This is a genomic window from Luteibacter mycovicinus (assembly GCF_000745235.1).
Taxonomy (GTDB): Bacteria; Pseudomonadota; Gammaproteobacteria; order Xanthomonadales; family Rhodanobacteraceae; genus Luteibacter; species Luteibacter mycovicinus.
Window position 1 is genome coordinate 362155 of sequence record NZ_JQNL01000001.1, and the last position, 22050, is coordinate 384204.

Here is a 22050-nt window from a genome sequence, read left to right on the forward strand (position 1 = left end):
TCCGTAGGGTTCGGCGCGATTGTCAGCGATCGGTTTCGAACAGCGACTTAAGCATGTCGATGGCTTCTCCCGGCGAGATCTCGCCGGCCTCCATCTTCTCGCTGATGTCGGCGATGGCCTTACCGTCGCGGTGCCAGAAAGGCGCATCGCGGGTGGCCGTGTGCGCGGGGCGCGCTTCCTGACCCAGCACGACGATCTCGGCGATCTCGGTCTGTTCGGCGAAGATCACTTCCAGCGCGTCGTCGACTTCGGCGGTGTGTCCGCTCGGGTACTCGCGCGTGACGAAACAGGCGCGGCCGTCGTCGGCGCGCAGCTCCAGACCCGGGATGGACGGATTGAGTTCGAACACGCTCGTGACTTCGTCGAGCACCTCGGCCGTGGGCACGAGGTCGCCGGTGACGAGCAGGCTCCAGGGGCGCTGACGTAGCGCGCCCGGTTTCATGGTGTTCATGGGGCGATTAATCCTTCGGGGGCGGCGGCGCCAGCACTTCACGGTTACCGTTGTGCTGCGGGGCGCTGACGATGCCTTCCTGCTCCATCTGTTCGACGAGGCGGGCGGCGCGGTTGTAGCCGATACGCAGATGACGCTGCACGCCGGAGATGGACGCGCGACGCGTCTCCGTCACCACGCGCACCGCGCGGTCGTAGAGAGCGTTGTCGCTGTCGCCGTCACCGTCGGCATCCTGCGGAAGACCGGCGTCGTTGATGATCTTGCCATCGGCGGTGGACTGAACTTCTTCCAGCACGCCTTCGATGTAGTTGGGCGCACCCTGCGCACGCAGCCACTCGACGACGTTGTGCACCTCGTGGTCGTCCACGAAGGCACCGTGCACGCGCTCCGGCGTGGCCGTACCCGGCGGGAGGTAGAGCATGTCACCGTGACCGAGCAGCGCTTCCGCCCCGGACTGGTCGAGGATGGTGCGCGAGTCGATCTTGGACGACACCTGGAACGCGATACGCGTCGGGATGTTCGCCTTGATCAGACCGGTGATGACGTCGACCGACGGACGCTGCGTGGCGAGGATCAGATGCACACCCGCCGCACGCGCCTTCTGCGCCAGACGCGCGATCAGCTCTTCGACCTTCTTGCCGACGATCATCATCATGTCGGCGAACTCGTCGATGATGATGACGATGTGCGGCAGCGGCTCGAGCGGATCGGCCGTCATCGACGGCATGTCGGGGTTGGCGCGGAAAAGCGGGTCGAGCAGCGGCTGACCGCTGCTCTCCGCGTCCTTCACCTTCTTGTTGAAGCCACCGAGGTTACGCACGCCCACCGCGGCCATGAGCTTGTAGCGGCGCTCCATCTCGGCGACGCACCAGCGCAGCGCGTTGGCGGCTTCCTTCATGTCGGTGACGACCGGCGCCAGCAGATGCGGGATGCCCTCGTAGACCGAGAGCTCCAGCATCTTCGGATCGATCATGATCATCCGCACGTCCTTGGCGCTCGACTTGTACAGCAAGCTGAGCACCATGGCGTTGACCGCCACGGACTTACCGGAACCGGTGGTACCGGCGACGAGCAGGTGGGGCATCTTGGCGAGGTCGGTGACCACGGCCTTGCCGCCGATATCCTTGCCCAGGGCCAGCGCCAGCGGCGACTTCACCTGGTCGTAGCGCTCGGAACGAAGGATTTCCGAGAGGTAGACGATCTGCTTCTTGGTGTTCGGGATTTCCAGGCCGATGACGTTCTTGCCCGGAATGACGTCGACCACGCGCACGCTGACCACGGAAAGCCCGCGCGCGATGTCCTTGTCCAGGCTGGAGACCTGGCTGCCGCGCACGCCCGCGGCGGGTTCGAGCTCGAAGCGGGTGATGACCGGGCCGGGATAGACGCCGACCACACGCGCCTCGACACGGAAGTCCTTGAGCTTCAGCTCCACCTGGCGCGACAGCACCTCCAGGGTTTCCTCGGAGTAGCCAGGCCCCTGCGGCGGCGCTTCGTCCAGCAGCGACAGCGGCGGGATCTCACCCTCGATGGATGCGCCGGTGAACAGCGGGATCTGGTTCTCGCGGGACGCACGCTCGCTCTTGACCACCATGGGGGTGGGCGTCTCGATACGTACGGGCTCGCGTCTGGCCTGCTTGACGGCCTCGGCCTTCTTCACCATTTCGCGCTCGGCGCGTGCGGTGCGGGCCGCCATGACGTCCGGCGCGCGGCGCATCTTGCCGCCGAACCAGCCGCCCAGTCGCACCACGCCCTGCCCCGTCAGGTCCATGAGGCGGAACCACGACAGGCCGGTGGCGAGGGTGACGGCGATGAGGAACAGGGCCAGCAGCAACAGCGGCGCGCCCTTGTCGCCGAACGCGGCATGCACGCCGCGCCCGACCCACTTGCCGACGATGCCGCCCGGACCTTCCGGCAACACGGGCGAATCGACGTTCAGATACACCAGCGCGGGGCCGGTGATGAAGAAGAACACGAACCCGATCAGGCGCAGGGACGGCTCCCACGGGGCGACGTTGCGCTCGCCCCGCTGGCGGATCACCTGCACGCCGAGGGCCAGCAGCAGCAGCGGAAAGAAGTACGAGACAAGGCCGAAGATGTAACGGAGCAGATTGGCGATGTTGGCGCCGACCGCACCACCGAAATTGGTAGCGTGCTCGGCGACCCCCATGTGGCCCCAGCTCGGGTCCTGATCGTTGTAGCTGATCAGGCAGACGAGCAGGTACAGGGCGAGCGGGAGCACCAGAAGGGCTCCCGCTTCGCGCAGGCGACGCTTGAGTTCGTCACTCAAGCCTTCGCGTTGGGCCTTGATCTGCGTCCTGGCCTGTTTCTTGACGACTTTCGCGCTGCGCGCCACTTAGCAAACGACCTCGGATCGGGTTTTCGGCATCATGCCACGCCCTGGAGCGCCGGGTGGACGAGCTTGCCGCCCTCGATATTGATGCCGGCGGCCAGCGGAGCGTGATCGCGCCACGCGTCGCCGGCGGCCAGGCGCTGCACGTACGGCAGGATGGCGGCCGAAATGGCGGTCGACGAGGTCTGCGGCACGGCGCCCGGCATGTTGGTCACGCAGAAATGCGTCACGCCGTGGACGTCGTAGGTCGGCTCCTTCCAGGTGGTCGGACGCGAGGTCTCGAAGCAGCCGCCCTGGTCGATCGAGATGTCGACGAGCACCGAGCCCTTCTCCATCGTCTTGACCATATCTTCCGTGACCACGCGCGGCGCCTTGGCGCTGGGGATCAGCACGGCGCCGACGACGATGTCGGCGTTGCGGACTTCTTCGGCCACCGAGGACTCATAGGCGTAGAGCGCGGTGACGTTGGGGCCCATGGCCATCATCTCGGCCAGACGGTCCTGGCGCTTGTCGAAGACGACGACGTTGGCACCGGCCGAGGCGGCGAGCGCGGCGGCGTTGCCACCGGCGGCGCCCGCACCCAGCACGACGACCTTGCCGCGCGGCGTGGAGGCCATGCCGCCCAGCAGCTTGCCCTTGCCGCCGTTGGGCTGGTGCAGGAGCGTGGTGCCGATCTGGGTGGCGATGCGGCCGGCGATGACGGACATCGGCAGCAGCAGCGGCAGCATGCCGTTTTCGTCGACGGACTCGAACGCGATACCGGTCAGGCCGATATCCAGCAGGCTCTTGGTCAGCGCCGGCTCGGCGGCCAGGTGCAGGTAGCAGAACAGCAGGTGGTGCTTCTTGAGCAGCTTCAGATCGCCTTCGATCGGCTCCTTGACCTTGACGATCAGCTCGCCCTTTTCATAAAGGGCGGCGGCGTCGGGCACCACGGTGACGCCCAGCACGGCGTAGTCGGCGTCCGTATAACCGGACTTGGTGCCGGCGCCGGACTGGATGAAGACCTCATGGCCACGGCGGACCAGATCGGCCGCGGCGGCCGGAATGAGGGCCACGCGGCCTTCGAGGGTCTTGGTTTCGGAGGGGATACCGATGCGCATCTTGAGGAGGATCCTGAATGAACCGAGAGAAGTCGGACGAACAAAAGCCACCATGCGGGGACATGGGAGGCACCATCATGAAGCGAATGTCTTGAATCGCACCCTCGTCTTCCCCATTCTTCCGGGTCGACAACGATCTTGCGCAACCTCGAAACACGTCGCAGCAAACCTCAAGGATTATACATGAGCACCCCCAAGCACAGCCGTCTGCTGATCCTCGGCTCCGGTCCCGCCGGCTATACCGCCGCCGTCTACGCGGCGCGCGCCAACCTCAAGCCGACGATGATCACCGGCCTGCAGCAGGGCGGTCAGCTGATGACCACCACCGAGGTCGACAACTGGCCCGGTGACGAGAAGGGTGTGCAGGGACCGGAGCTGATGCGCCGCATGGCCGAGCACGCCGAGCGGTTCGAAACCGAGATGGTCTTCGACCACATCCACAGCGTGGATCTGGGCAACCGCCCGTTCCGCCTGAAGGGTGACAGCGGCGAGTACACCGCCGACGCGCTGATCATCACCACCGGTGCCACCGCCAAGTACCTGGGCATCGCCTCGGAAGAGAAGTTCAAGGGCCGCGGGGTCTCCGCCTGCGCCACCTGCGACGGATTCTTCTTCCGCGAGCAGGACGTGGTGGTGGTCGGCGGCGGCAACACCGCGGTCGAAGAAGCCCTTTACCTCGCCAACATCGCCCGCAAGGTGTACCTCGTCCACCGCCGCGACAAGTTCCGTGCGGAAAAGATCATGCAGGACAAGGTCTTCGAGAAGGTCGCGGCCGGCAAGATCGAGCTGCTCTGGAACCACCAGATCGACGAAGTGCTGGGTGACGACTCCGGCGTCAACGGCGTCCGCGTCAAGGACGTCAACACCGGCGCGAAGCGCGACCTCGACGTTCAGGGCTTCTTCGTCGCCATCGGCCACACCCCGGCCACCGGCATCTTCGAAGGTCAGCTCGACATGAAGGACGGCTACATCCAGATCCAGTCGGGCACCCACGGCATGGCCACGGCGACCTCGGTCCCGGGCGTGTTCGCGGCGGGCGACGTGGCCGACCACGTCTACCGCCAGGCGATCACCTCGGCCGGCTTCGGCTGCATGGCCGCACTGGATGCCGAGCGCTGGCTCGACCAGCAGCACCTGCTGACGTGATGGCACCGCCCCGCGCCTCCCGACGCGCGGGGCACCGCGCCGCATGAGCGAGATCCGCTTCCTCGACGGACTCGGCGAGATCCCTGCCGCCGACTGGGATGCGCTCGTGCCCGACGGCAACCCTTTCGTGTCGCATGCGTTTCTCAGCGGCATGGAGACCAAGGGCTGCCTGCGTGAGGATTACGGCTGGAGGCCTTACCACCTTGCCATTTTCGACGGCGGCCGGCTGGTCGCCGCCGCCCCGACCTACCTCAAGGGCAACTCGCACGGCGAGTTCGTCTTCGACTGGAGCTGGGCCTCGGCCTGGGAACGCGCCGGTGGGGACTATTACCCCAAGCTGCTGGTCGCCGCGCCCTACTCTCCCGTGCCCGGTCCGCGCCTGCTGGTGCGTGAGGGCCCCGGGGCCGACATCCATCGCAACCGGCTGACCGCCGCGCTGGTGGACGAAGCCGATCGCCTCGGCCTGTCCTCCATCCACGCCAACTTCCTCGCCGAGGCCGATCTTCACGCCTTCGACGACCGCTGGCTGATCCGGGCGGACTATCAGTTTCACTGGCATAACCGCGGTTATGCCGATTTCGACGGCTTCCTCGATGCGCTGGCGCGCAAGAAGCGCAAGAACATACGACAGGAGCGCGCGCATGCGGCGGCTTCCGGCCTGATCCTGGAGATGCGCGGCGGCGACACGCTGTCCGATGCCGAGTGGCGACAGATCCACGCCCTCTACGAGCTCACCTTCGACATGAAGGGCAACCATGCCGCACTCACGGCGCGGTTTTTCCAATACCTGGGACGTACGCTCGGTTCGAATGTGCAGGTCGCGCTTGCACGCGACGACCGTGACATCGTAGCGATGGCGCTCTTCCTCCGCAGCGCCGACGCGTTGTATGGACGTTACTGGGGCGCCAGCGTGGAGTTGTCCGGCCTGCATTTCGAGCTCTGCTACTACCGCGGTATCGACTACGCGATCCGCGAGGGTCTGGCGCGTTTCGAACCCGGCGCGCAGGGCGAACACAAACTGGCTCGTGGCTTCCTGCCGACGCTGACCCACTCGCGGCATTACATTGCGCATGAAGGTTTCCGCCAGGCCGTGGCCGATGCCCTGGTCCACGAAGCGGCTCACCGTGAAGCCTATAAAGACGAACTGATGACTCACTCGCCTTACGCGGACCGATGATCCAGCTGCCACAACTGCATCCCCAGCGCACTGGCCTGTTCCCCGACCCCGAGTCGGCACTGGCCGAGCCCAACGGCTTGTTGGCGTGGGGTGGCGATCTCTCGGCCGATCGCTTGCTGGCGGCGTATTCGCAGGGCGTCTTCCCCTGGTTCAACGAAGACGAGCCGATCCTGTGGTGGTCACCCGATCCGCGCTGCGTGTTCCGCACGGACGAAGTCCACATCAGCCGCAGTCTGCGCAAGCAGCTCAACAAGTCGAACTGGCGGATCACCGCGGACACCTCGTTCGCCCGGGTGATGCGTGCGTGCGCGGCGCCGCGTAACGGCCAGCCGGGCACGTGGATCGGACCGGACATGATCGCCGCTTACGAAGAACTGCACCGGCGCGGGCATGCGCACAGCGTCGAAGTGTGGGATCGCGGGTCGCTGGTCGGCGGCATTTACGGTGTGGCCGTGGGGCGCCTGTTTTGCGGCGAGTCGATGTTCAGTGCGCGCACGGGTGGATCGAAGGTGGCGCTGGCGGGCCTATGCGGACTGCTGCATGGCTGGGGGTTTCCGTTTCTCGATGCGCAGGTGACCAACGATCATCTGCTGAGCATGGGAGCGGTGGAGATTCCAAGGCGGCCGTTCATCGCGCAGGCGAGGCGGCTCGCGGCGATGCCGGGGAAAGTGGGGAGCTGGATCAGTGAGGCGATTGCGCTGCCTTGACGGGTCGCGGGTCGCGCGCGGGGCGCGCTCCTACACGTGAGCGACGGCGTTAGCGGCGGCGGTGTCCGCTCATCTCCGCGCCGGCATTCTTCGGCAGCAGCAGACACACGGGCGCGGCCAGCAGCGAGACGAAGGTCACCACCAGGAACGCCACGCTGAAGTCCGGCAGCTGCGCATGCTCGCGGCCGTGCCAGGTCACCGACACGTGCAAGGCCGCGGCGGCCACGCAGATGCCCAGCGACAGCATCAGCTGCTGGAACGTCGTGTAAAAACTGGTCGCGCTGGAAAAACGCTCGCTGGGCACATCCGCATACGCCACCGTGTTGTATGCACTGAACTGCAGCGACTGGAAGAACCCGCTGAACAGCAGCACCACATAGATGATCCACAGCGGCCACTCGGGCCGGAACGCGGCGCACAAGGCCACGCAGACCATCGACAGGACGCCGTTCCAGACGAGCGTCGCGCGGAAACCCCACCAGCGCAGCACCGGCGCCGCGGTCGCCTTCATCAACATCGCACCCAGTGCGGACACGAAGGTGATCACGCCGCTGTGCGCCGCCGAAAGACCGAAGCCCAGCTGCATCATCAGCGGCAGCAGGAACGGCACCGAACCGGCCGTGATACGCGTCAGCGAGCCTGCGATCACGGACAGGCGGAAGGTGGTGAAACGCATCAGCGACAGGTCGAGGATCGGGTTGGTCGTCCGCTTCGAATGCCATACGTAGATCGCACCGACGATCAGGCCGCCGACCATCAGCCCCGTGGAACCTGCCATCGACGTCGCGCCCCGGCTGGCCATTTCCAGCCCGAACACCAGGCACGACAGCGATACACCCGACAGCACGAAACCGAGCTTGTCGAAGCGCACCTTGTCCGGAATACGGATGTCGGGAATGAATTTCGTTGCCAGCCACATCCCGGCCAGACCGATCGGCACGTTGATGTAGAAAATCCAGCGCCAGGACACCCAGGTGACGATGAAGCCACCCAGCGGCGGCCCGACCACGGGCCCGATCAGTGCGGGGACCAGCAGCCACGACATCGCGCTGACCAGCTCGGACTTGGGCACCGAGCGGAGCAGCACCAGGCGTCCCACCGGCACCATCATGGCGCCACCGATACCCTGCAGCAGGCGCGACAGCACCAGCAGCGGCAGGTTGCCGGACAGACCGCAGAGAATGGATCCCACCGTGAACAACGCGATGGCGGCGCGGAAGACGTTGCGCGAACCGTAACGATCGGCGATGGCGCCACTGGCCGGAATGAACACGGCGAGGCTGAGCATGTACGAGGTCAGCGCCACACTCATGTGCAGCGGGGAAACGTCGAAGGACTCCGCCATGGCCGGCAGCGCGGTGGCCAGGATGGTGCCGTCCAACTGTTCCATGAACATCGCGCTGGCGATGATCAGGGCAACGGTGCGGAAGCCAGGAGCGGAAGTCATCCGGAAAGGAGCGGCGAGGAAGCGCACAGTTTGCGCCCGCACGCCTCAAAGGTCGAGTGAACGCTTGCTTAGAAACGAGCGGTCCTGTCCGGTGACGGGGTCGACGAAGCGCAGTTCGCGGGCAAGCAGCCGCAGCGGCTCGCTGAAGTCCGCGGGCTCATCGCGCAGTTCGGGATACACGTGATCGCCCAGAATCGGCGCACCCAGCGCGGCCATGTGCAGACGTAACTGGTGCTTGCGTCCGGTCACCGGCTGCAGCCGATAACGCCAGCAGTGTTCGCCACGCTCCAGCACCTCGACGCGGGTGCGCGCATTAGGCTCGCCGTCGGCTTCGCGGACACGGAAGAAAGGTTCACCGCGCTCGATCCGGCTTTCCCGGACGTGCGGAAAAACGAGGTCCGGCAGAGGGGCGGCCAGCGCCTCATAGACCTTGCCGATCCGGCGTTCGCGGAACAGGCGTGTATAGGCGTCCCGGCTCTCCGGCCGGGCCGAGAACACGACCAGCCCGGCGGTGCCCCGGTCCAGCCGATGCAGCGCGACCAGCGCCGGGTTATCCAGCCGGCGCATCAGGCGTACGGAAAGGGTCTCCTCGACGAAACGACCGGCCGGCATCGTGGGCAGGAAGTGGGGCTTGTCGGCCACGACGAGGTCGTCGTCGGCATGGACGATGGTTTCCTCGAAGGGAATGGGCGGCTCCGCCAGCACCTCGCGGCGGTAGGCCAGCCTGGTACCCGGCCGGTAGGGCGCGAGCCGGTCGATCGCCACGCCGTCGATCTCCACCATGCCGCGCTCCATGCGGTCGATCCAGACCGGACGGCCGATCGCCGGGAAGCGGTCGCACAGGAAATCCAGCACCGAAGGCCACGCGCCGGCGGGCAGGACGAGTCGGCTGGGCGGAAGCGGTTCCATCGTAAGATTGTATCCCTCAACTCGTTCGCCTCGCGGCCGCCATATACTGTGTCTTCCTCCCTCCCCAGCCTCGAGGCTTCCCCGTGATCGGCCGGTTTTTCAGGAAGTGGTTCGGCGCTCGCGGCGCGACTCCCCCGGCGGCGGCCAGCAACGCATGGCCGCTTGTGCCTGCGCCCGCGCCGGTTGCCGACGAAGGGGTGGAGGCGATCGTCGAGGTGCCCGCCGGCGCGCTGCCGGCCGACGAGGTGGAAGACCGTTTTTACCGGCTGATCCTTTCGGCGGCGCCATCGTTCGAACCCGCCATGACGCCGGCCGAGCAGAGCCTGCTGCGCCGCCTGAAGGACGTCTTCGGCGGCGAACGTTTCGACGTCGGCCTGCTGCCCCGGTTGCCCTCGGTCGTGCCGCAGCTGATGCGCTCACTGCGCAGCGACGACACCGACAGCCGCATGCTGGCCGAACAGGTCTCCCGCGACAGCGTACTGGTCGGCGAAATCATCCGCGTGGCCAACAGCGCTTTCTTCCGTTCGACCAAACCCGTGACGGGCCTGCAGCAGGCGATCACGCTGCTCGGCCAGAACGGCCTGCGCCGGGTGGTCATGCAACTGGTGATGCGGCCGATCCTGCGCACGGGCGAAAACGGCATCCACCATGCCGGCGAACGCCTGTGGGAGCACGCCGAGCGCTGCGCCCGCGCCTGTTCCCATCTGGGCCGTCCGGCCTGCGACCCCTTCGAGGCCTTTCTGGCCGGACTGGTCAGCCATACGGGCTCCCAGGCCATCCTGGCCGAGCTCGAGAAATACGGCGACGCGGTACCGCAGTACAGCCGCTCGTTCATCGCCGCGCTGGCCCAGCAGATGGAGCGCCTGTCGCTGCATGCGGCGCGGCACTGGGACTTCCCATCCCGCGTGGTGCAGGCCCTGTCCGAGCGCGCCGATCCCGCCGACGCGGGCGCGCGCACGCCGCTGGGCCGCGCCCTGATCGCGGCCAGTCGCGTGGCGATGATCGACGTCCTCATCGACCAGGGCGGCGCCGAGGCCGATGCCGTGCTGCTGGCCGTGCCCGGCCAGAGCTTCACCCAGGCTCAGCTGGTGGAGTGTCAGGAAGCCGTGCGGGCGGCCAATACGGTCGAAGCTTAACGGGTCGTCGCTTTCACGTCCGCCCAGAGCTGATCCGCCAGTTGGGTCGACGCACCGTCGATCAGGCGCGGCACCAGCGTATCCAGGCGCGGCGCGTCCGGCTGTACCGGCAGCGACTGCTGAATGCGATAGGCCTTCGCCGTCACCACGCCACGATTGACGATCCGGCAGTTCACCGCAAGGGTGAGACTGGCGGCCGGCGGCTCAGCCTCGGCGGCGACCGATGTGGCGGTCTCCAGCCCACGGCAGTTGATGATCAGGTCGGTGATGTACTTCGGCTGCAGTGTCGTACGCAGGCGGGCCTCGACGGCCGTGGCGATGTCCGGGCTGACCTGAACCTTGGGCTTGCCCTCGAGTCCGGAAACGACGACGACGCTTTCACCGCGGTTTTCGACAGTGAGCCACGGCGACGCCGGGCTGGCGGACACCAGGCGACTCATGTCGCTCTCGATCATCGACTTGCCGCCACAACCGGACAGCGCCAGGGCCGCGGCGGCCGCCAATACGTGCTTGATCACAGACAAACCCCGAATTCCCCCGATACAACCTCCCAATTTACCGGGCGAAACCACCGTCGGCAACCCGGACAACGCAGGGCGGAGAGCACGGCGGGCGCCATGCCATGGCGGAAATCCGCCGTTGCGGAAATCCGGCGTCCCGTCCGGGTACAATGGCGGTTTGAACCTTGGCAGGGTTTTTTCCGAACGATGTTTGCGGCACGACAGACGCCAGCCCAAGCCGGTGACGCCCTCGCGCGCCTCGCCTGGCAGGATTTCGAGCATCTGCTGGCCGAGCATTATCGTAGCCAGGGTTACCTCGTTGAACACCATACGCCTGCCACGTCACTCAAGACGCTGACGGCTGGCGTCGATCTCCGGCTGCGCCGCGGAAGCGAAACCGTCATCGTCCAGTGCAAGCACTGGGACACCGAGGAAGTGCAGCTGCAGGATGTGAACGAGCTGCTTGGCAACATGCTCAACGAGGCCGCGAGCAAGGGCGTCTTCGTCACCCGTGGGCGCTACAGCAGCGAGGCCAGGGCACTGATGCGCCGCCAGCCACGCCTGCAGCTGGTCGACGGTGACGTCCTGCGCGTGATGCTGAAGCTGCCCGATCATCTGGACATGTCGCTTCCGGGTGCGGCCTCGGCCCCATCCGCCCGGGGCGGCAAAGGCGCGAAGCACGAGAAAACACGCGGCGCGGCGCCCCGTCGCCGGTCGTCCGGTGACGCCTCGCGTCTCGGCCCGGCCTTGCTCGTGATCGCCATCCTGGCGCTGCTCGGGTTATTCGTCTGGCACAGCATGTCGCGCCGGGAAGAGGTGGCCGCCACGGCACCGACGGACGACGCCACACCGTCCCCTTCCACGACGCCAGTGTCGGCGCAGACGCCGGCCATCGCACCGGTGGCCGCACCCGCCCCGCCTGTCGACCCGGCGGCGTCCGCCGTCGCGCCGGCGACCGGCACGCCTCCGCTCAGTGGTGCATCCGGCATCGTCAGCACGCATGGTGCGCTCGATCCGCCGTCCGCCGCGCGCGAAATCGCGGAGCGCGAACGCCTGCGCCAGCAGTCCGAGGACGCACGTAACGCACGCAGGCACGAAGACGGCATGAAGGTGCTCGAACAGAGCACGCGCGAACTGGGCTCGCACGAGTAACCGATCCGTCATCTGACCGGTTCGTCATCGCGACGCGGCGTTCCGCCGCACGATTAAACGAAGTCAGGGCCGTTTCGTTCACGCCGGGACAATCCTCGCGCGCTTAGCCTGTTTGGCGACCCCGTCGCCTGGAAGCACTCATGACGCTCGCGCCCGACCTGCTCCGTCGCATGCATGCCTATTGGCGTGCCGCCAACTACCTCACCGTGGGACAGATCTACCTCCGCGACAATCCGATGCTGGACGAGCCGCTGCGCAAGGAACATATCAAGCACCGGCTGCTGGGGCACTGGGGCACGACCACCGGCCTGAACTTCATTTACACGCATCTCAATCGCGCGATCGTCGAACGCGATCTCAACATGATCTACGTCATCGGTCCCGGCCATGGTGGCCCCGGCCTGGTCGCGCATACGTATCTGGAAGGGTCGTACACCGAGATCTATCCGCACATCGACCGCAGCGAAGCGGGCATGCGCGAACTGTTCCGCCAGTTCTCGTGGCCGTATGGCATTCCGAGCCACGTCGCGCCCGAAACGCCGGGTTCGATCCATGAAGGCGGTGAACTCGGCTACTCGCTGTCACATGCGTTCGGCGCGGCGTTCGACAACCCGGACCTCATCGTCGCCTGCGTGGTCGGCGATGGTGAAGCCGAGACCGGCGCACTGGCCACGGGGTGGCATTCGAACAAGTTCCTCAACCCCGCACGCGACGGCGCGGTCCTGCCGATCCTGCACCTCAACGGCTTCAAGATCGCCAATCCCACCGTGCTCGCGCGCATCGAACCGGAGGAACTGCGCGACCTGATGCGCGGCTACGGCTACGAGCCGCACTTCGTCGAAGGCCACGAGTTCGAGCCGATGCATCAGGACTTCGCGGCGGCGCTCGACACCTGCCTCGACGAGATCCGACGCATCCAGGAGGCCGCCCGCAGCGACGATGCCGCCGATGCCGTGCGCCCGCGCTGGCCGATGATCGTGCTGCGCAGCCCCAAGGGCTGGACCGGCCCGAAGGTGGTGGATGGGAAGCCGGTGGAAGGCACCTGGCGCGCTCATCAGGTGCCCATCGCGAAGTTCGAGACCGATGAGCATCTGAAGATCCTCGAAGACTGGATGAAGAGCTACGACGCGCACGAACTCTTCGACGAACACGGCCGTTTCCGGGACGAATTCGCTTCGCTGGCACCCACGGGTCAGCGCCGCATGGGCATGAATCCCCATGCCAATGGCGGCCAGTTGCTGAAGCAGCTGCATATGCCGCACTTCCGCAGTTTCGCGGAAGACGTAAAGACACCGGGTGACCACAAGGCCGAAGCCACGCGCGTGCTCGGCAGGTTCCTGCGCGACGTAATGCGGCAGAACATGCAGACCTTCCGCCTGTTCGGGCCGGACGAGACCGCGTCGAACCGGCTCGAAGCCGTCTACGAAGCCAGCGGCAAGACCTGGCTGGCGGAATACGAAGAGGTGGATGAGAACCTCTCCCCCGCCGGCCGCGTCATGGAGGTACTGAGCGAGCACCAGTGCCAGGGCTGGCTCGAAGGCTATCTGCTCACCGGCCGCCATGGTTTCTTTTCGTGCTACGAGGCCTTCATCCACATCATCGATTCGATGTTCAACCAGCATGCGAAGTGGCTGAAGGTCACCCGGAAGATGTCGTGGCGTCCGCCGATCGCGTCGCTCAACTACCTGCTGAGCTCGCACGTCTGGCACCAGGACCATAACGGGTTCTCGCATCAGGATCCCGGCTTTATCGATCACGTGGCGAACAAGAAGTCAGAGATCGTGCGCATCTATCTTCCACCCGATGCCAACTGCCTGCTCTCCGTCGCCGATCACTGCCTGCGCAGCCGCCACTACGTCAATGTGATCATCGCGGGCAAGCAGCCGGACTGGCAGTGGCTGGATATGGAGAGTGCGATCCGTCACTGTGCCGCCGGGGCGGGCGTCTGGGAATGGGCCGGCCGTGGCGGGGAGGACCCCGACGTGGTCATGGCCTGCGCGGGTGACGCGCCGACCGTGGAGATTCTCGCCGCCGTCATGCTGCTGCGCGAGTACGTGCCGGACATCCGCATCCGCGTGGTCAACGTGGTCGACCTGATGTCGCTGGAACAGCCGGAAGAACATCCGCACGGCATGGACGACGATGTGTTCGACGATCTGTTCACCAAAGATAAGCCGGTAATCTTCGCCTTCCATGGCTATCCCGGCATCATCCACAAGCTGACGTATCGCCGGCACAACCACGACAACATCCATGTGCGTGGCTACAAGGAAGAAGGCACGACCACCACCGCGCTCGACATGATGGTGCTGAACAACATGGACCGCTTCCAGCTGGCCCTCGATGCGATCAACCGCATTCCGCGCCTGGCCGGTGAGCGCGAGAAGGCGACGCAGCGTTACTGGTCGGATATCCAGCGACACAAGCTGTACGTCAGTGAGCACGGGCAGGACCTTCCGGAGGTGCGCGACTGGCAGTGGAAGGCGGAAGAGGCGGCATCGCACGGGAAGGATCCCTCGTGAGCGCCACCGGCCATGTCCTGGCCCTCAACACGGGGTCGTCGTCGCTGAAATACGGCCTGTACCGCGTCAATGGCGACCGGTGCGAGGCGCTGCTTACCGGGCAGACGGACGGCCCCGCCGATGCCGATCCGCTGGCGGGCATCGTCGATGCGTTATCGAAACAGTCCCTGCCCTCCCCCGATGCGATCGGTCACCGCATCGTGCACGGCGGACCTCGTGTGCGGAAGCATGCGCGTATCGACGAGGCGATGATGACGCACCTCGACGAGGCGCGCGCGTTCGCGCCACTGCATGTGCCGCCCGCGGTAGAGATGGTGAAACGGTGCAAGGAACGTTTCCCGGACCTGCCGCAGGTGGCGTGTTTCGACACGGCCTTTCACGCGTCGATGCCGCTGGTCGCGAAGACCCTGCCCTTGCCGGCGGATCTGCGTGAGGGTGGTATCGAGCGGTATGGCTTTCACGGGCTCTCGTACGAGTCGATCGTCCGACAGCTGGGCGATGGCATTCCGTCACGGGTCGTCATTGCCCATCTGGGCAATGGCGCGAGCCTGTGCGCGGTGCGCGACGGGCGGTCCGTCGATACGACCATGGGGCTCACGCCCACCGGCGGCATCGTGATGGGGACGCGACCGGGCGATCTGGACCCGGGCGTGTTGCTCTACCTGATGCGCGAGCGTGGCTACGATGCGGAGCGGCTTGAAAAACTGGTCGATCGGGAGGCCGGCCTGAAGGGGCTTTCCGGCGGTACCAGCGACATGCGCAAGTTGCATGCGATGGATAACGAGGCGTCGAAGCTCGCGCAGGATGTGTTCGTACATGTGGCGCGGAAGCAGATCGCGGCGATGGTCGCGTCGCTCGGCGGCATCGATCTGCTCGTGTTTACCGGCGGTATCGGCGAGAACGATGCGGTAACCCGCGACGCGATTCTCGCGGGGCTGCAGTGGATCGGCGATGTTCCGTCACGGGTGATGGTGACGGAAGAAGATGAGCAGATCGCCCGCCACACATGGCACCTGACCATGTAGGAGCGCGCCTGCGCGCGACCGGTGACCGGGACCGGTGCCCCTTGATCGGTCGCGCGCAGGCGCGCTCCTACATGACGACTACGGGAATCTTGCCGATCCTCGACTTCCATTCCTTCGGGCCGGTCTCATGCACCGACGTGCCGGCGCTGTCGACCGCTACCGTCACCGGCATGTCCTTCACCTCGAACTCGTAGATCGCTTCCATCCCGAGGTCTTCGAACGCCAGCACCCGCGACGCCTTGATCGCCTTGGACACGAGATACGCCGAACCACCCACGGCCATCAGATAAACGGCCTTGTTGTCGCGAATGGCCTCGATAGCGGCCGGACCGCGCTCGCTCTTGCCGACCATGCCGAGCAGACCGGTGGTCTCGAGCATCTGGCGGGTGAACTTGTCCATGCGCGTCGCGGTGGTCGGACCGGCCGGGCCCACCACTTCGTCACGCACCGGATCGACGGGGCCGACGTAGTAGATGAAGCGGTTGGTGAAGTCGACCGGCAGCGTCTCGCCGCGGTTCAACATGTCGATCATGCGCTTGTGCGCGGCGTCGCGACCGGTGAGCAGCTTGCCGTTGAGCAGGATCGTTTCGCCGGGCTTCCAGTCGAGCACGTCCTCACGGGTGATCGTGTCGAGGTCGACGCGACGGCCCTTGGACGAGTCGTAGGTGAGCTTCGGCCAGTCTTCCAGCGACGGCGGATCGAGCGCCACCGGGCCGGAGCCGTCGAGCACGAAGTGCGCATGACGCGTGGCGGCGCAGTTGGGAATCAGCGCGACCGGCAGATTGGCGGCGTGGGTCGGGTAGTCCTTGACCTTGATGTCGAGCACGGTGGTCAGGCCACCGAGGCCCTGCGCGCCGATCCCCAGTGCGTTGACCTTCTCGTACAGCTCGATGCGCAGTTCTTCGGCACGGTTGGACGGACCGCGCGCGATGAGGTCGACGATGTCGATCGGCTCCATCAGCGCTTCCTTCGCCAGCAGCATCGCTTTCTCAGCGGTGCCGCCGATACCGATGCCGAGCATGCCCGGCGGGCACCAGCCGGCGCCCATCGTCGGCACGGTCTTCAGCACCCAGTCGACGATGGAATCGGACGGGTTGAGCATCGCGAACTTGGACTTGGCTTCCGAACCGCCACCCTTGGCGGCGACGATCACGTCGACCTTGTCGCCCGGCACGATCGACACGTTGACCACGGCCGGCGTGTTGTCGCGGGTGTTCATGCGCTTGCCCGCAGGGTCGGCCAGGACCGAGGCGCGCAGCTTGTTGTCCGGATGGTTGTAGGCGCGACGCACACCTTCGTTGACCATGTCCTCGACGCCCATCGTCGCATCGTCCCAGCGCACGTTCATGCCGACCTTGAGAAACACCGTAACGATGCCGGTGTCCTGGCAGATCGGGCGGTGCCCCTCGGCGCACATGCGCGAGTTGATCAGGATCTGGGCGATGGCATCCCTGGCGGCCGGCGACTCTTCACGCTCGTATGCGGCGGAGAGGTTTTTGATGTAGTCGACCGGGTGATAGTACGAGATGTACTGGAGAGCGTCGGCGACGCTGGTGATGAGGTCGTCCTGCTTGATCGAGGTCATGGCGCTTCGGCTGGCTCGCGGGGGCTGGCAAAGCAGCGATTTTAGCGCACCCGGCCGGTGTAAGGTGCCGGGCGATCGACCGGTCTTCTTCCGGTACCCAGGAACCACGGAGTTTTCATGCGTCAGCTACGTCACACCTTTTTCGCCCTGCTCGTCGCGCTGACCGCCTTCGCGGCGGCCACGCCCGCCATGGCCGCCCAGACCGCCCCGGAATTCGCCGGCATCGCCAACTGGCAGAATTCCAAGCCCCTGACCATGAAGAGCCTGCGCGGCAAGGTCGTGCTGATCGACTTCTGGGCGTATTCCTGCATCAACTGCCTGCGCACCCTGCCCCACGTCACCCGCTGGTACGACCAATACAAGGACAAGGGTCTGGTGATCGTCGGCGTTCACTCGCCGGAGTTCGCCTTCGAGAAGCAGGACGGCAACGTCCGCGACGCCATCGCGAAGTACAACATCAAGTACCCGGTGGCCCAGGACAACGATCTGGAGACCTGGGACGCCTGGGATAACCAGTACTGGCCGGCCGAGTATCTGGTCGACCAGCGCGGCAACGTCATCGCCCATCATTTCGGCGAGGGCAATTACGCCGAGATGGAAAACGCGATCCGTACCCTGCTCGGCCTACCCCGTCTTGAGGCCACCGCCGAAGCCGACAAGGACGCGCCGGACTTCACCCAGCTGGGCTCGCCGGAAATGTATTTCGGCAGCGACCGTGCGAAGAACAATGCCAGCCCGGGCGGCGACAGCGCCGGTACCCGCGATTTCACGGCGCCGTCGAGGCTGGAGCTCAACCAGTTCGCACTGATCGGCAAGTGGGAGATCGGTCGCCAGAACGCCACGCTGGTGGGCGCCAACGGTGAGATTCGCCTGCATTTCAAGGCGAAGAAGGTGCATATGGTGGCGAGCGCAAACGATGCCGTGACACTGGAGATCGCGGTGGACGGCAAGCCGATGGCGCCGGTGACCGTCCAGAAGAGCCAGCTGTACACCCTGTTCGATGGCGACGGATACAAGGACCACGTGCTGACGATCAAGATTCCGAAGGGCGGGTTCCACGCGTTCACGTTCACCTTCGGCTAGGAGCGGCGCCAGCGCGGGTCTTGCCAAGAGTGTTTCTTAAGATATATCGTACGACCACTACGTACGATATATCTGGAGCACCCCCATGCACTTTTTCTACCACGCAAAACACCGCTTCCACGACAAGATGGCGGCCATGGCCATGGGCCGCGGCGGTCCGGGCGGCCGCTTCGGCGGCGGCCCCTTCGGCTTCGACGACCGCGGCGACGGTATGCGCGGCGGCCGCGGCGGCGGTCGTTTCGGCGGCCGCATGTTCGGCACCGGCGACCTGCGCCTCCTTCTGCTCGCCCTGATCGAAGAGCAGCCGCGCCACGGCTACGAGCTGATCCGCACCATCGAGGAGATGTTCGAGGGCCAGTACAGCCCGAGCCCGGGCGCCATCTATCCCACCTTGACCATGCTCGAAGAGCTCGGCTACGCCCGGGTCGAGGCCGAGACCGGCGGCAAGAAGCTCTACGCGATCACCGAAGCCGGCAGCACCTTCCTTCAGGAAAACCGCGACACGCTGGAAGCCCTGACCGAGCGCCTGCAGGTCATGTCGCGCCACATGCGCCGCATGAGCGTTCCCAACGAGGTACGCGAGGCGATGCACACACTGAAGCACCAGCTGATCAACCACCACAAGGCATGGGACGAGGCCGAGCTGCATCGCGTCGCAAAGCTGCTCGAAGCCACCGCCAGGGCCATCGCGGAGCGCAGCGCATGAGCGATATCACCGAGCGCCACGCCATCACCCGCGTCCGCCACGAACTGAAGATGCGCAAGCTCAGCGTGTCCCGCGTGCAGAACCTGACCCCGCACATGGTGCGGGTGACGGTCACCGGGCCGGACCTCGAGGGCTTCGTCACCGCCGCGCCCGACGACCACGTCAAGCTGTTCTTCCCCGTCGACGACGGCGCGATCAACACGCCGACGATGACCCCGGAAGGCCCGGTGTTCGCCGAGGGTGTCACCCCGTCGCCCGCCCGGGATTACACGCCGCGCCGCTACAACGCCGCGCATAACGAGCTCGACATCGACTTCGTTCTGCACGGGGAAGGCCCGGCCTCGACCTGGGCGGAGCGGGTGAAGGTCGGTGACACCCTCGGTGTCGGCGGGCCGCGGGGATCGATGATCGTGCCCCACGACTTCGATCATTACGTGCTGGTCGGCGACGAAACCGCGCTGCCTGCCATCGGCCGCTGGCTCGAGGAGCTGCCTGCCTCGACACCCGTGACCGTACTCGTCGAGATCGCCTCCAACGAAGAGAAGCAGATACTCGCGCGGGATGTGCACTGGTTCGTGCGCGATCGCTCGTTGCCCTCACTGGACGACACGCTGGCGGCGCTGCCGATCCCGCGCGGCGATACATTCTGGTGGGTGGCCACGGAGTCGAAGCGTGCGCGATCCCTGCGTTCGCTGCTCGTCGAAACGCGCGGGATCGACAAGGACTGGGTGAAGGCGACGGGGTACTGGCAGGCCGACTGATGTCGCGGGGCCTCCGATACTCCCGCAATCACCTCCCCTGCACGACGCTTAATCGCCGCCTTCCGTGAACACATAACGTTGGCGGCGATCACGTTACCTCTGTCTCCGTTATGGGAGTGGAGAAGTGACGATGCGACGTGGAAGGAAAATACTGGCCTGGGTCATCGGGATCTTCGTCCTGCTGATCGTTGCGATCATCTTGTTCATCGCGTTCTTCGACTGGAACCGGTTGAAGCCGACGATCAACGAGAAAGTCTCGGAGGCCATCGGCCGTCCTTTCGCGATCAATGGCGACCTTTCCGCGCACTGGTCGCGCGAGCCGGGTGAAAGCGGGCTGGTCAGCCTGATCCCCTGGCCGCACTTCGAAGCGCGTGACATCACCGTCGCCAATCCCGACTGGGCGAAGACGAAGCAGTTCGCTACGCTCGACTCCCTCCAGTTCCGCCTCTCGCCCTTCCCGCTGATCTCGCACCGCATCGTGGTGCCGGAGATCCGTCTTGGCCAGCCGAAGATCGATCTTCAGCGGGTGAAGAACGGTGACAACACGTGGACCTTCAAGCTGCCGGAAAGCACGGGCCCGTCCGAGTGGCAGCTCGAACTCAACGCGATCGCGTTCGACAAGGGTCACATCGATTTCAACGATGCGCAGACCCAGATCGCCATGGGCATCGACGTGACGCCACTGAGCAAGGGCATCCCGTTCGACGAGATCATGGCGCAGCAGGAGACCGACTCGCGCGCGCAGGCAAAGAAGACCACGGGCGCCAGCGCCAAAGCGATGTCGAAGAGCGACGCGGACGAGAAGGACCGCAACGACGAGACCAAGAAGAAGCAGATCTATCAGTTCGCGTGGGAAGCCAAGGGCACGTACAAGAAGTCGACGGTGACCGCTAAGGCGAAGACCGGCGGCGTGCTCGCGCTCCGCGACTCGAACCGTCCCTTCCCGGTCGCGGCCGACGCGCGCTTCGGCGATACGCATGTCGCCTTCGTCGGTACCCTTACCGACCCGATCAACATGGGCGCGCTGGACGTCCGCCTGTGGTTTTCCGGCACGAGCATGTCGCATCTGTATGACCTGACCGGCGTGACCCTGCCGGACACGCCGCCGTTCGCCACCGAGGGCCACCTCAAGGCCAATCTGAAGAAGGGCGCCAGCGTCTTCACCTATGACCACTTCACCGGCAAGGTGGGTGGCAGCGACCTGGGCGGGAGCCTGACGTTCAACACGGGCGGGCCGCGTCCGAAGCTGACCGGCGCGCTGAAGTCCAACCAGTTGCTCTTCAGCGATCTGGCCCCGCTCATCGGCGGTGGCTCGAACGAAGAAAAGGCCGAGCGCGGCGACGCGGTGAAGCAACCTAACGACAAGGTGCTGCCCGTCGAGCCGTTCAAGACCGATCGCTGGAACGCGATGGACGCGGATGTCGAGTTCACCGGCGTGAAGATCGTCCACGGTGAGCGTCTGCCGATCGACAACCTCTACACCCACCTCATCATGAAGGACGCCGTGCTGATCCTCGACCCGCTGAAGTTCGGCGTGGCCGGCGGCACGGTCGGCAGCAACATCAAACTGGACGGATCGAAGACGCCCTTGAGGGGTGGCTTCAATCTGGGCGCCCGTCATCTGAAGCTGAAGGAGCTCTTCCCGACCTTCGCGCCGATGCAGACCAGCTTCGGTGAGCTCAACGGCGATGCTTCCCTCACCGCCACCGGCAACTCGCCCGCCGCCCTGCTGGGCAGCTCGAACGGCGAGGTGAAGCTGCTGATCAACGACGGCGCCATCAGCAGCTCGCTGCTGGAACTCGCCGGCCTGAATGTCGGCAGCTACGCGGTGAACAAGCTCTTCGGCGATGAGGTAGTCAAGATCAACTGCATGGCCGCCGATCTGGTGGCGACCAACGGCGACATGGAGTCGCGCCTCTTCGCGCTGGATACCGAGAAGGCTCTGATCAATGTCAACGGCAATATCAACTTCCGGGATGAAAAGCTGAACCTCGACATCGTTCCGCATACGAAGGGTTTCCGCCTCTTCTCGCTGCGCTCGCCGCTGTATGTGCACGGGACGATGAAGAACCCCTCGGTCGGCGTGCACGCCGGGCCGCTGATCCTGCGTGCGGGCGGTGCGGCGGCGCTGGCGGTGTTTGCCGCTCCTGTCGCTGCTCTCGGTGCCCTGGCCGTGCCGGAGAGCGGCAAAGCGGATGCGACGCAGTGCAAGCCGTTGCTCGACGACATCCGGAACAACCCGCCTAAGGCCCCGCCGGCTGGGAAGACCAAGGGCCAGTAACCCACCGCAGGA

The 22050-nt window shown here is 65.6% G+C and carries 18 protein-coding genes; 11 read left to right on the top strand and 7 right to left on the bottom strand.

What is annotated here, in order from left to right; translation table 11 throughout:
* Positions 1–22 precede the first annotated feature (22 nt).
* From FA85_RS01640 to ald, 3 genes are read right to left on the bottom strand one after another with little or no spacing between them, the layout of a single operon-like run.
* Positions 23–451, bottom strand: a complete 429-nt coding sequence (locus tag FA85_RS01640) for a hypothetical protein (RefSeq protein ID WP_036112654.1) — start codon at positions 449–451, stop codon at positions 23–25.
* A 7-nt stretch (positions 452–458) separates the two neighbouring features.
* Positions 459–2804 (bottom strand): DNA translocase FtsK, encoded by a 2346-nt coding sequence (locus FA85_RS01645; RefSeq protein ID WP_081907443.1) that lies wholly within the window; start codon positions 2802–2804, stop codon positions 459–461.
* Between the two features lie 32 nt (positions 2805–2836).
* Positions 2837–3901 carry an alanine dehydrogenase gene (gene ald, locus FA85_RS01650; protein WP_036112652.1) on the bottom strand — a complete coding sequence of 355 codons (1065 nt, stop codon included), beginning with the start codon at positions 3899–3901 and terminating at the stop codon, positions 2837–2839.
* A 183-nt stretch (positions 3902–4084) separates the two neighbouring features.
* Here ald and trxB point away from each other — a divergent pair, with 183 nt between their 5' ends.
* From trxB to aat, 3 genes are read left to right on the top strand one after another with little or no spacing between them, the layout of a single operon-like run.
* Positions 4085–5047, top strand: coding sequence for a thioredoxin-disulfide reductase (trxB, locus tag FA85_RS01655; protein ID WP_036112649.1), 963 nt, complete (start codon positions 4085–4087; stop codon positions 5045–5047).
* A gap of 43 nt (positions 5048–5090) precedes the next feature.
* Positions 5091–6224: a GNAT family N-acetyltransferase gene (locus FA85_RS01660; RefSeq protein WP_036112645.1), complete on the top strand. Its 1134-nt coding sequence runs from the start codon at positions 5091–5093 to the stop codon at positions 6222–6224.
* Positions 6221–6931 carry a leucyl/phenylalanyl-tRNA--protein transferase gene (gene aat, locus FA85_RS01665; RefSeq protein ID WP_036112640.1) on the top strand — a complete coding sequence of 237 codons (711 nt, stop codon included), beginning with the start codon at positions 6221–6223 and terminating at the stop codon, positions 6929–6931. Before FA85_RS01660 ends, aat begins: the two co-directional genes overlap by 4 nt.
* Before the next feature lie 49 nt (positions 6932–6980).
* Here aat and FA85_RS01670 read toward each other — a convergent pair whose 3' ends face one another.
* Together FA85_RS01670 and FA85_RS01675 are read right to left on the bottom strand one after the other, a co-directional pair.
* Positions 6981–8378 carry an MFS transporter gene (locus tag FA85_RS01670; protein ID WP_051943556.1) on the bottom strand — a complete coding sequence of 466 codons (1398 nt, stop codon included), beginning with the start codon at positions 8376–8378 and terminating at the stop codon, positions 6981–6983.
* A gap of 45 nt (positions 8379–8423) precedes the next feature.
* A complete protein-coding gene (locus FA85_RS01675) occupies positions 8424–9287 on the bottom strand; it encodes a pseudouridine synthase (RefSeq protein ID WP_036112637.1) in 864 nt (287 codons plus the stop codon).
* Positions 9288–9370: 83 nt separating this feature from the next.
* On the opposite strand from FA85_RS01675, the gene FA85_RS01680 reads away from it, so the two are divergent.
* Positions 9371–10423, top strand: coding sequence for an HDOD domain-containing protein (locus tag FA85_RS01680; protein WP_051943553.1), 1053 nt, complete (start codon positions 9371–9373; stop codon positions 10421–10423).
* Here FA85_RS01680 and FA85_RS01685 read toward each other — a convergent pair.
* Positions 10420–10947, bottom strand: a complete 528-nt coding sequence (locus tag FA85_RS01685) for a hypothetical protein (protein ID WP_139382614.1) — start codon at positions 10945–10947, stop codon at positions 10420–10422. The genes FA85_RS01680 and FA85_RS01685 overlap by 4 nt on opposite strands.
* Positions 10948–11130: 183 nt before the next feature.
* Here FA85_RS01685 and FA85_RS20715 point away from each other — a divergent pair, with 183 nt between their 5' ends.
* From FA85_RS20715 to FA85_RS01700, 3 genes are all read left to right on the top strand, one after another.
* On the top strand, positions 11131–12075 hold the full coding sequence (locus FA85_RS20715) for a restriction endonuclease (RefSeq protein WP_051943550.1): 945 nt from the start codon (positions 11131–11133) through the stop codon (positions 12073–12075).
* Positions 12076–12215: 140 nt separating this feature from the next.
* Complete coding sequence (locus tag FA85_RS01695; protein ID WP_051943547.1) at positions 12216–14597, top strand: phosphoketolase family protein; 2382 nt, start codon at positions 12216–12218, stop codon at positions 14595–14597.
* Positions 14594–15622, top strand: coding sequence for an acetate/propionate family kinase (locus FA85_RS01700; protein WP_036112634.1), 1029 nt, complete (start codon positions 14594–14596; stop codon positions 15620–15622). The genes FA85_RS01695 and FA85_RS01700 overlap by 4 nt, the downstream gene beginning before the upstream one ends.
* Positions 15623–15689: 67 nt before the next feature.
* Here the strand turns inward: FA85_RS01700 and FA85_RS01705 are convergent, their stop codons facing one another.
* Positions 15690–17207, bottom strand: coding sequence for a fumarate hydratase (locus tag FA85_RS01705; protein ID WP_036112632.1), 1518 nt, complete (start codon positions 17205–17207; stop codon positions 15690–15692).
* A gap of 117 nt (positions 17208–17324) precedes the next feature.
* On the opposite strand from FA85_RS01705, the gene FA85_RS01710 reads away from it, so the two are divergent.
* From FA85_RS01710 to FA85_RS01725, 4 genes are all read left to right on the top strand, one after another.
* Positions 17325–18290, top strand: a complete 966-nt coding sequence (locus FA85_RS01710; protein WP_051943543.1) for a thioredoxin family protein — start codon at positions 17325–17327, stop codon at positions 18288–18290.
* Positions 18291–18375: 85 nt separating this feature from the next.
* Positions 18376–18996, top strand: coding sequence for a PadR family transcriptional regulator (locus FA85_RS01715; RefSeq protein ID WP_156108716.1), 621 nt, complete (start codon positions 18376–18378; stop codon positions 18994–18996).
* A complete protein-coding gene (locus tag FA85_RS01720; RefSeq protein WP_036112629.1) occupies positions 18993–19757 on the top strand; it encodes a siderophore-interacting protein in 765 nt (254 codons plus the stop codon). Before FA85_RS01715 ends, FA85_RS01720 begins: the two co-directional genes overlap by 4 nt.
* Positions 19758–19887: 130 nt before the next feature.
* On the top strand, positions 19888–22038 hold the full coding sequence (locus tag FA85_RS01725) for an AsmA family protein (protein ID WP_036112627.1): 2151 nt from the start codon (positions 19888–19890) through the stop codon (positions 22036–22038).
* The last annotated feature ends 12 nt before the right edge of the window (positions 22039–22050 follow it).

What these genes read in the sequence shown, in the direction of transcription:
- FA85_RS01640 (WP_036112654.1), bottom strand. Translation starts at nt 451, where the DNA reads ATGAACACCATGAAACCGGGCGCGCTACGTCAGCGCCCCTGGAGCCTG.
- ald (WP_036112652.1), bottom strand. Translation starts at nt 3,901, where the DNA reads ATGCGCATCGGTATCCCCTCCGAAACCAAGACCCTCGAAGGCCGCGTG.
- trxB (WP_036112649.1), top strand. Translation starts at nt 4,085, where the DNA reads ATGAGCACCCCCAAGCACAGCCGTCTGCTGATCCTCGGCTCCGGTCCC.
- FA85_RS01660 (WP_036112645.1), top strand. Translation starts at nt 5,091, where the DNA reads ATGAGCGAGATCCGCTTCCTCGACGGACTCGGCGAGATCCCTGCCGCC.
- aat (WP_036112640.1), top strand. Translation starts at nt 6,221, where the DNA reads ATGATCCAGCTGCCACAACTGCATCCCCAGCGCACTGGCCTGTTCCCC.
- FA85_RS01670 (WP_051943556.1), bottom strand. Translation starts at nt 8,378, where the DNA reads ATGACTTCCGCTCCTGGCTTCCGCACCGTTGCCCTGATCATCGCCAGC.
- FA85_RS01675 (WP_036112637.1), bottom strand. Translation starts at nt 9,287, where the DNA reads ATGGAACCGCTTCCGCCCAGCCGACTCGTCCTGCCCGCCGGCGCGTGG.
- FA85_RS20715 (WP_051943550.1), top strand. Translation starts at nt 11,131, where the DNA reads ATGTTTGCGGCACGACAGACGCCAGCCCAAGCCGGTGACGCCCTCGCG.
- FA85_RS01695 (WP_051943547.1), top strand. Translation starts at nt 12,216, where the DNA reads ATGACGCTCGCGCCCGACCTGCTCCGTCGCATGCATGCCTATTGGCGT.
- FA85_RS01705 (WP_036112632.1), bottom strand. Translation starts at nt 17,207, where the DNA reads ATGACCTCGATCAAGCAGGACGACCTCATCACCAGCGTCGCCGACGCT.
- FA85_RS01710 (WP_051943543.1), top strand. Translation starts at nt 17,325, where the DNA reads ATGCGTCAGCTACGTCACACCTTTTTCGCCCTGCTCGTCGCGCTGACC.
- FA85_RS01715 (WP_156108716.1), top strand. Translation starts at nt 18,376, where the DNA reads ATGCACTTTTTCTACCACGCAAAACACCGCTTCCACGACAAGATGGCG.
- FA85_RS01720 (WP_036112629.1), top strand. Translation starts at nt 18,993, where the DNA reads ATGAGCGATATCACCGAGCGCCACGCCATCACCCGCGTCCGCCACGAA.
- FA85_RS01725 (WP_036112627.1), top strand. Translation starts at nt 19,888, where the DNA reads ATGCGACGTGGAAGGAAAATACTGGCCTGGGTCATCGGGATCTTCGTC.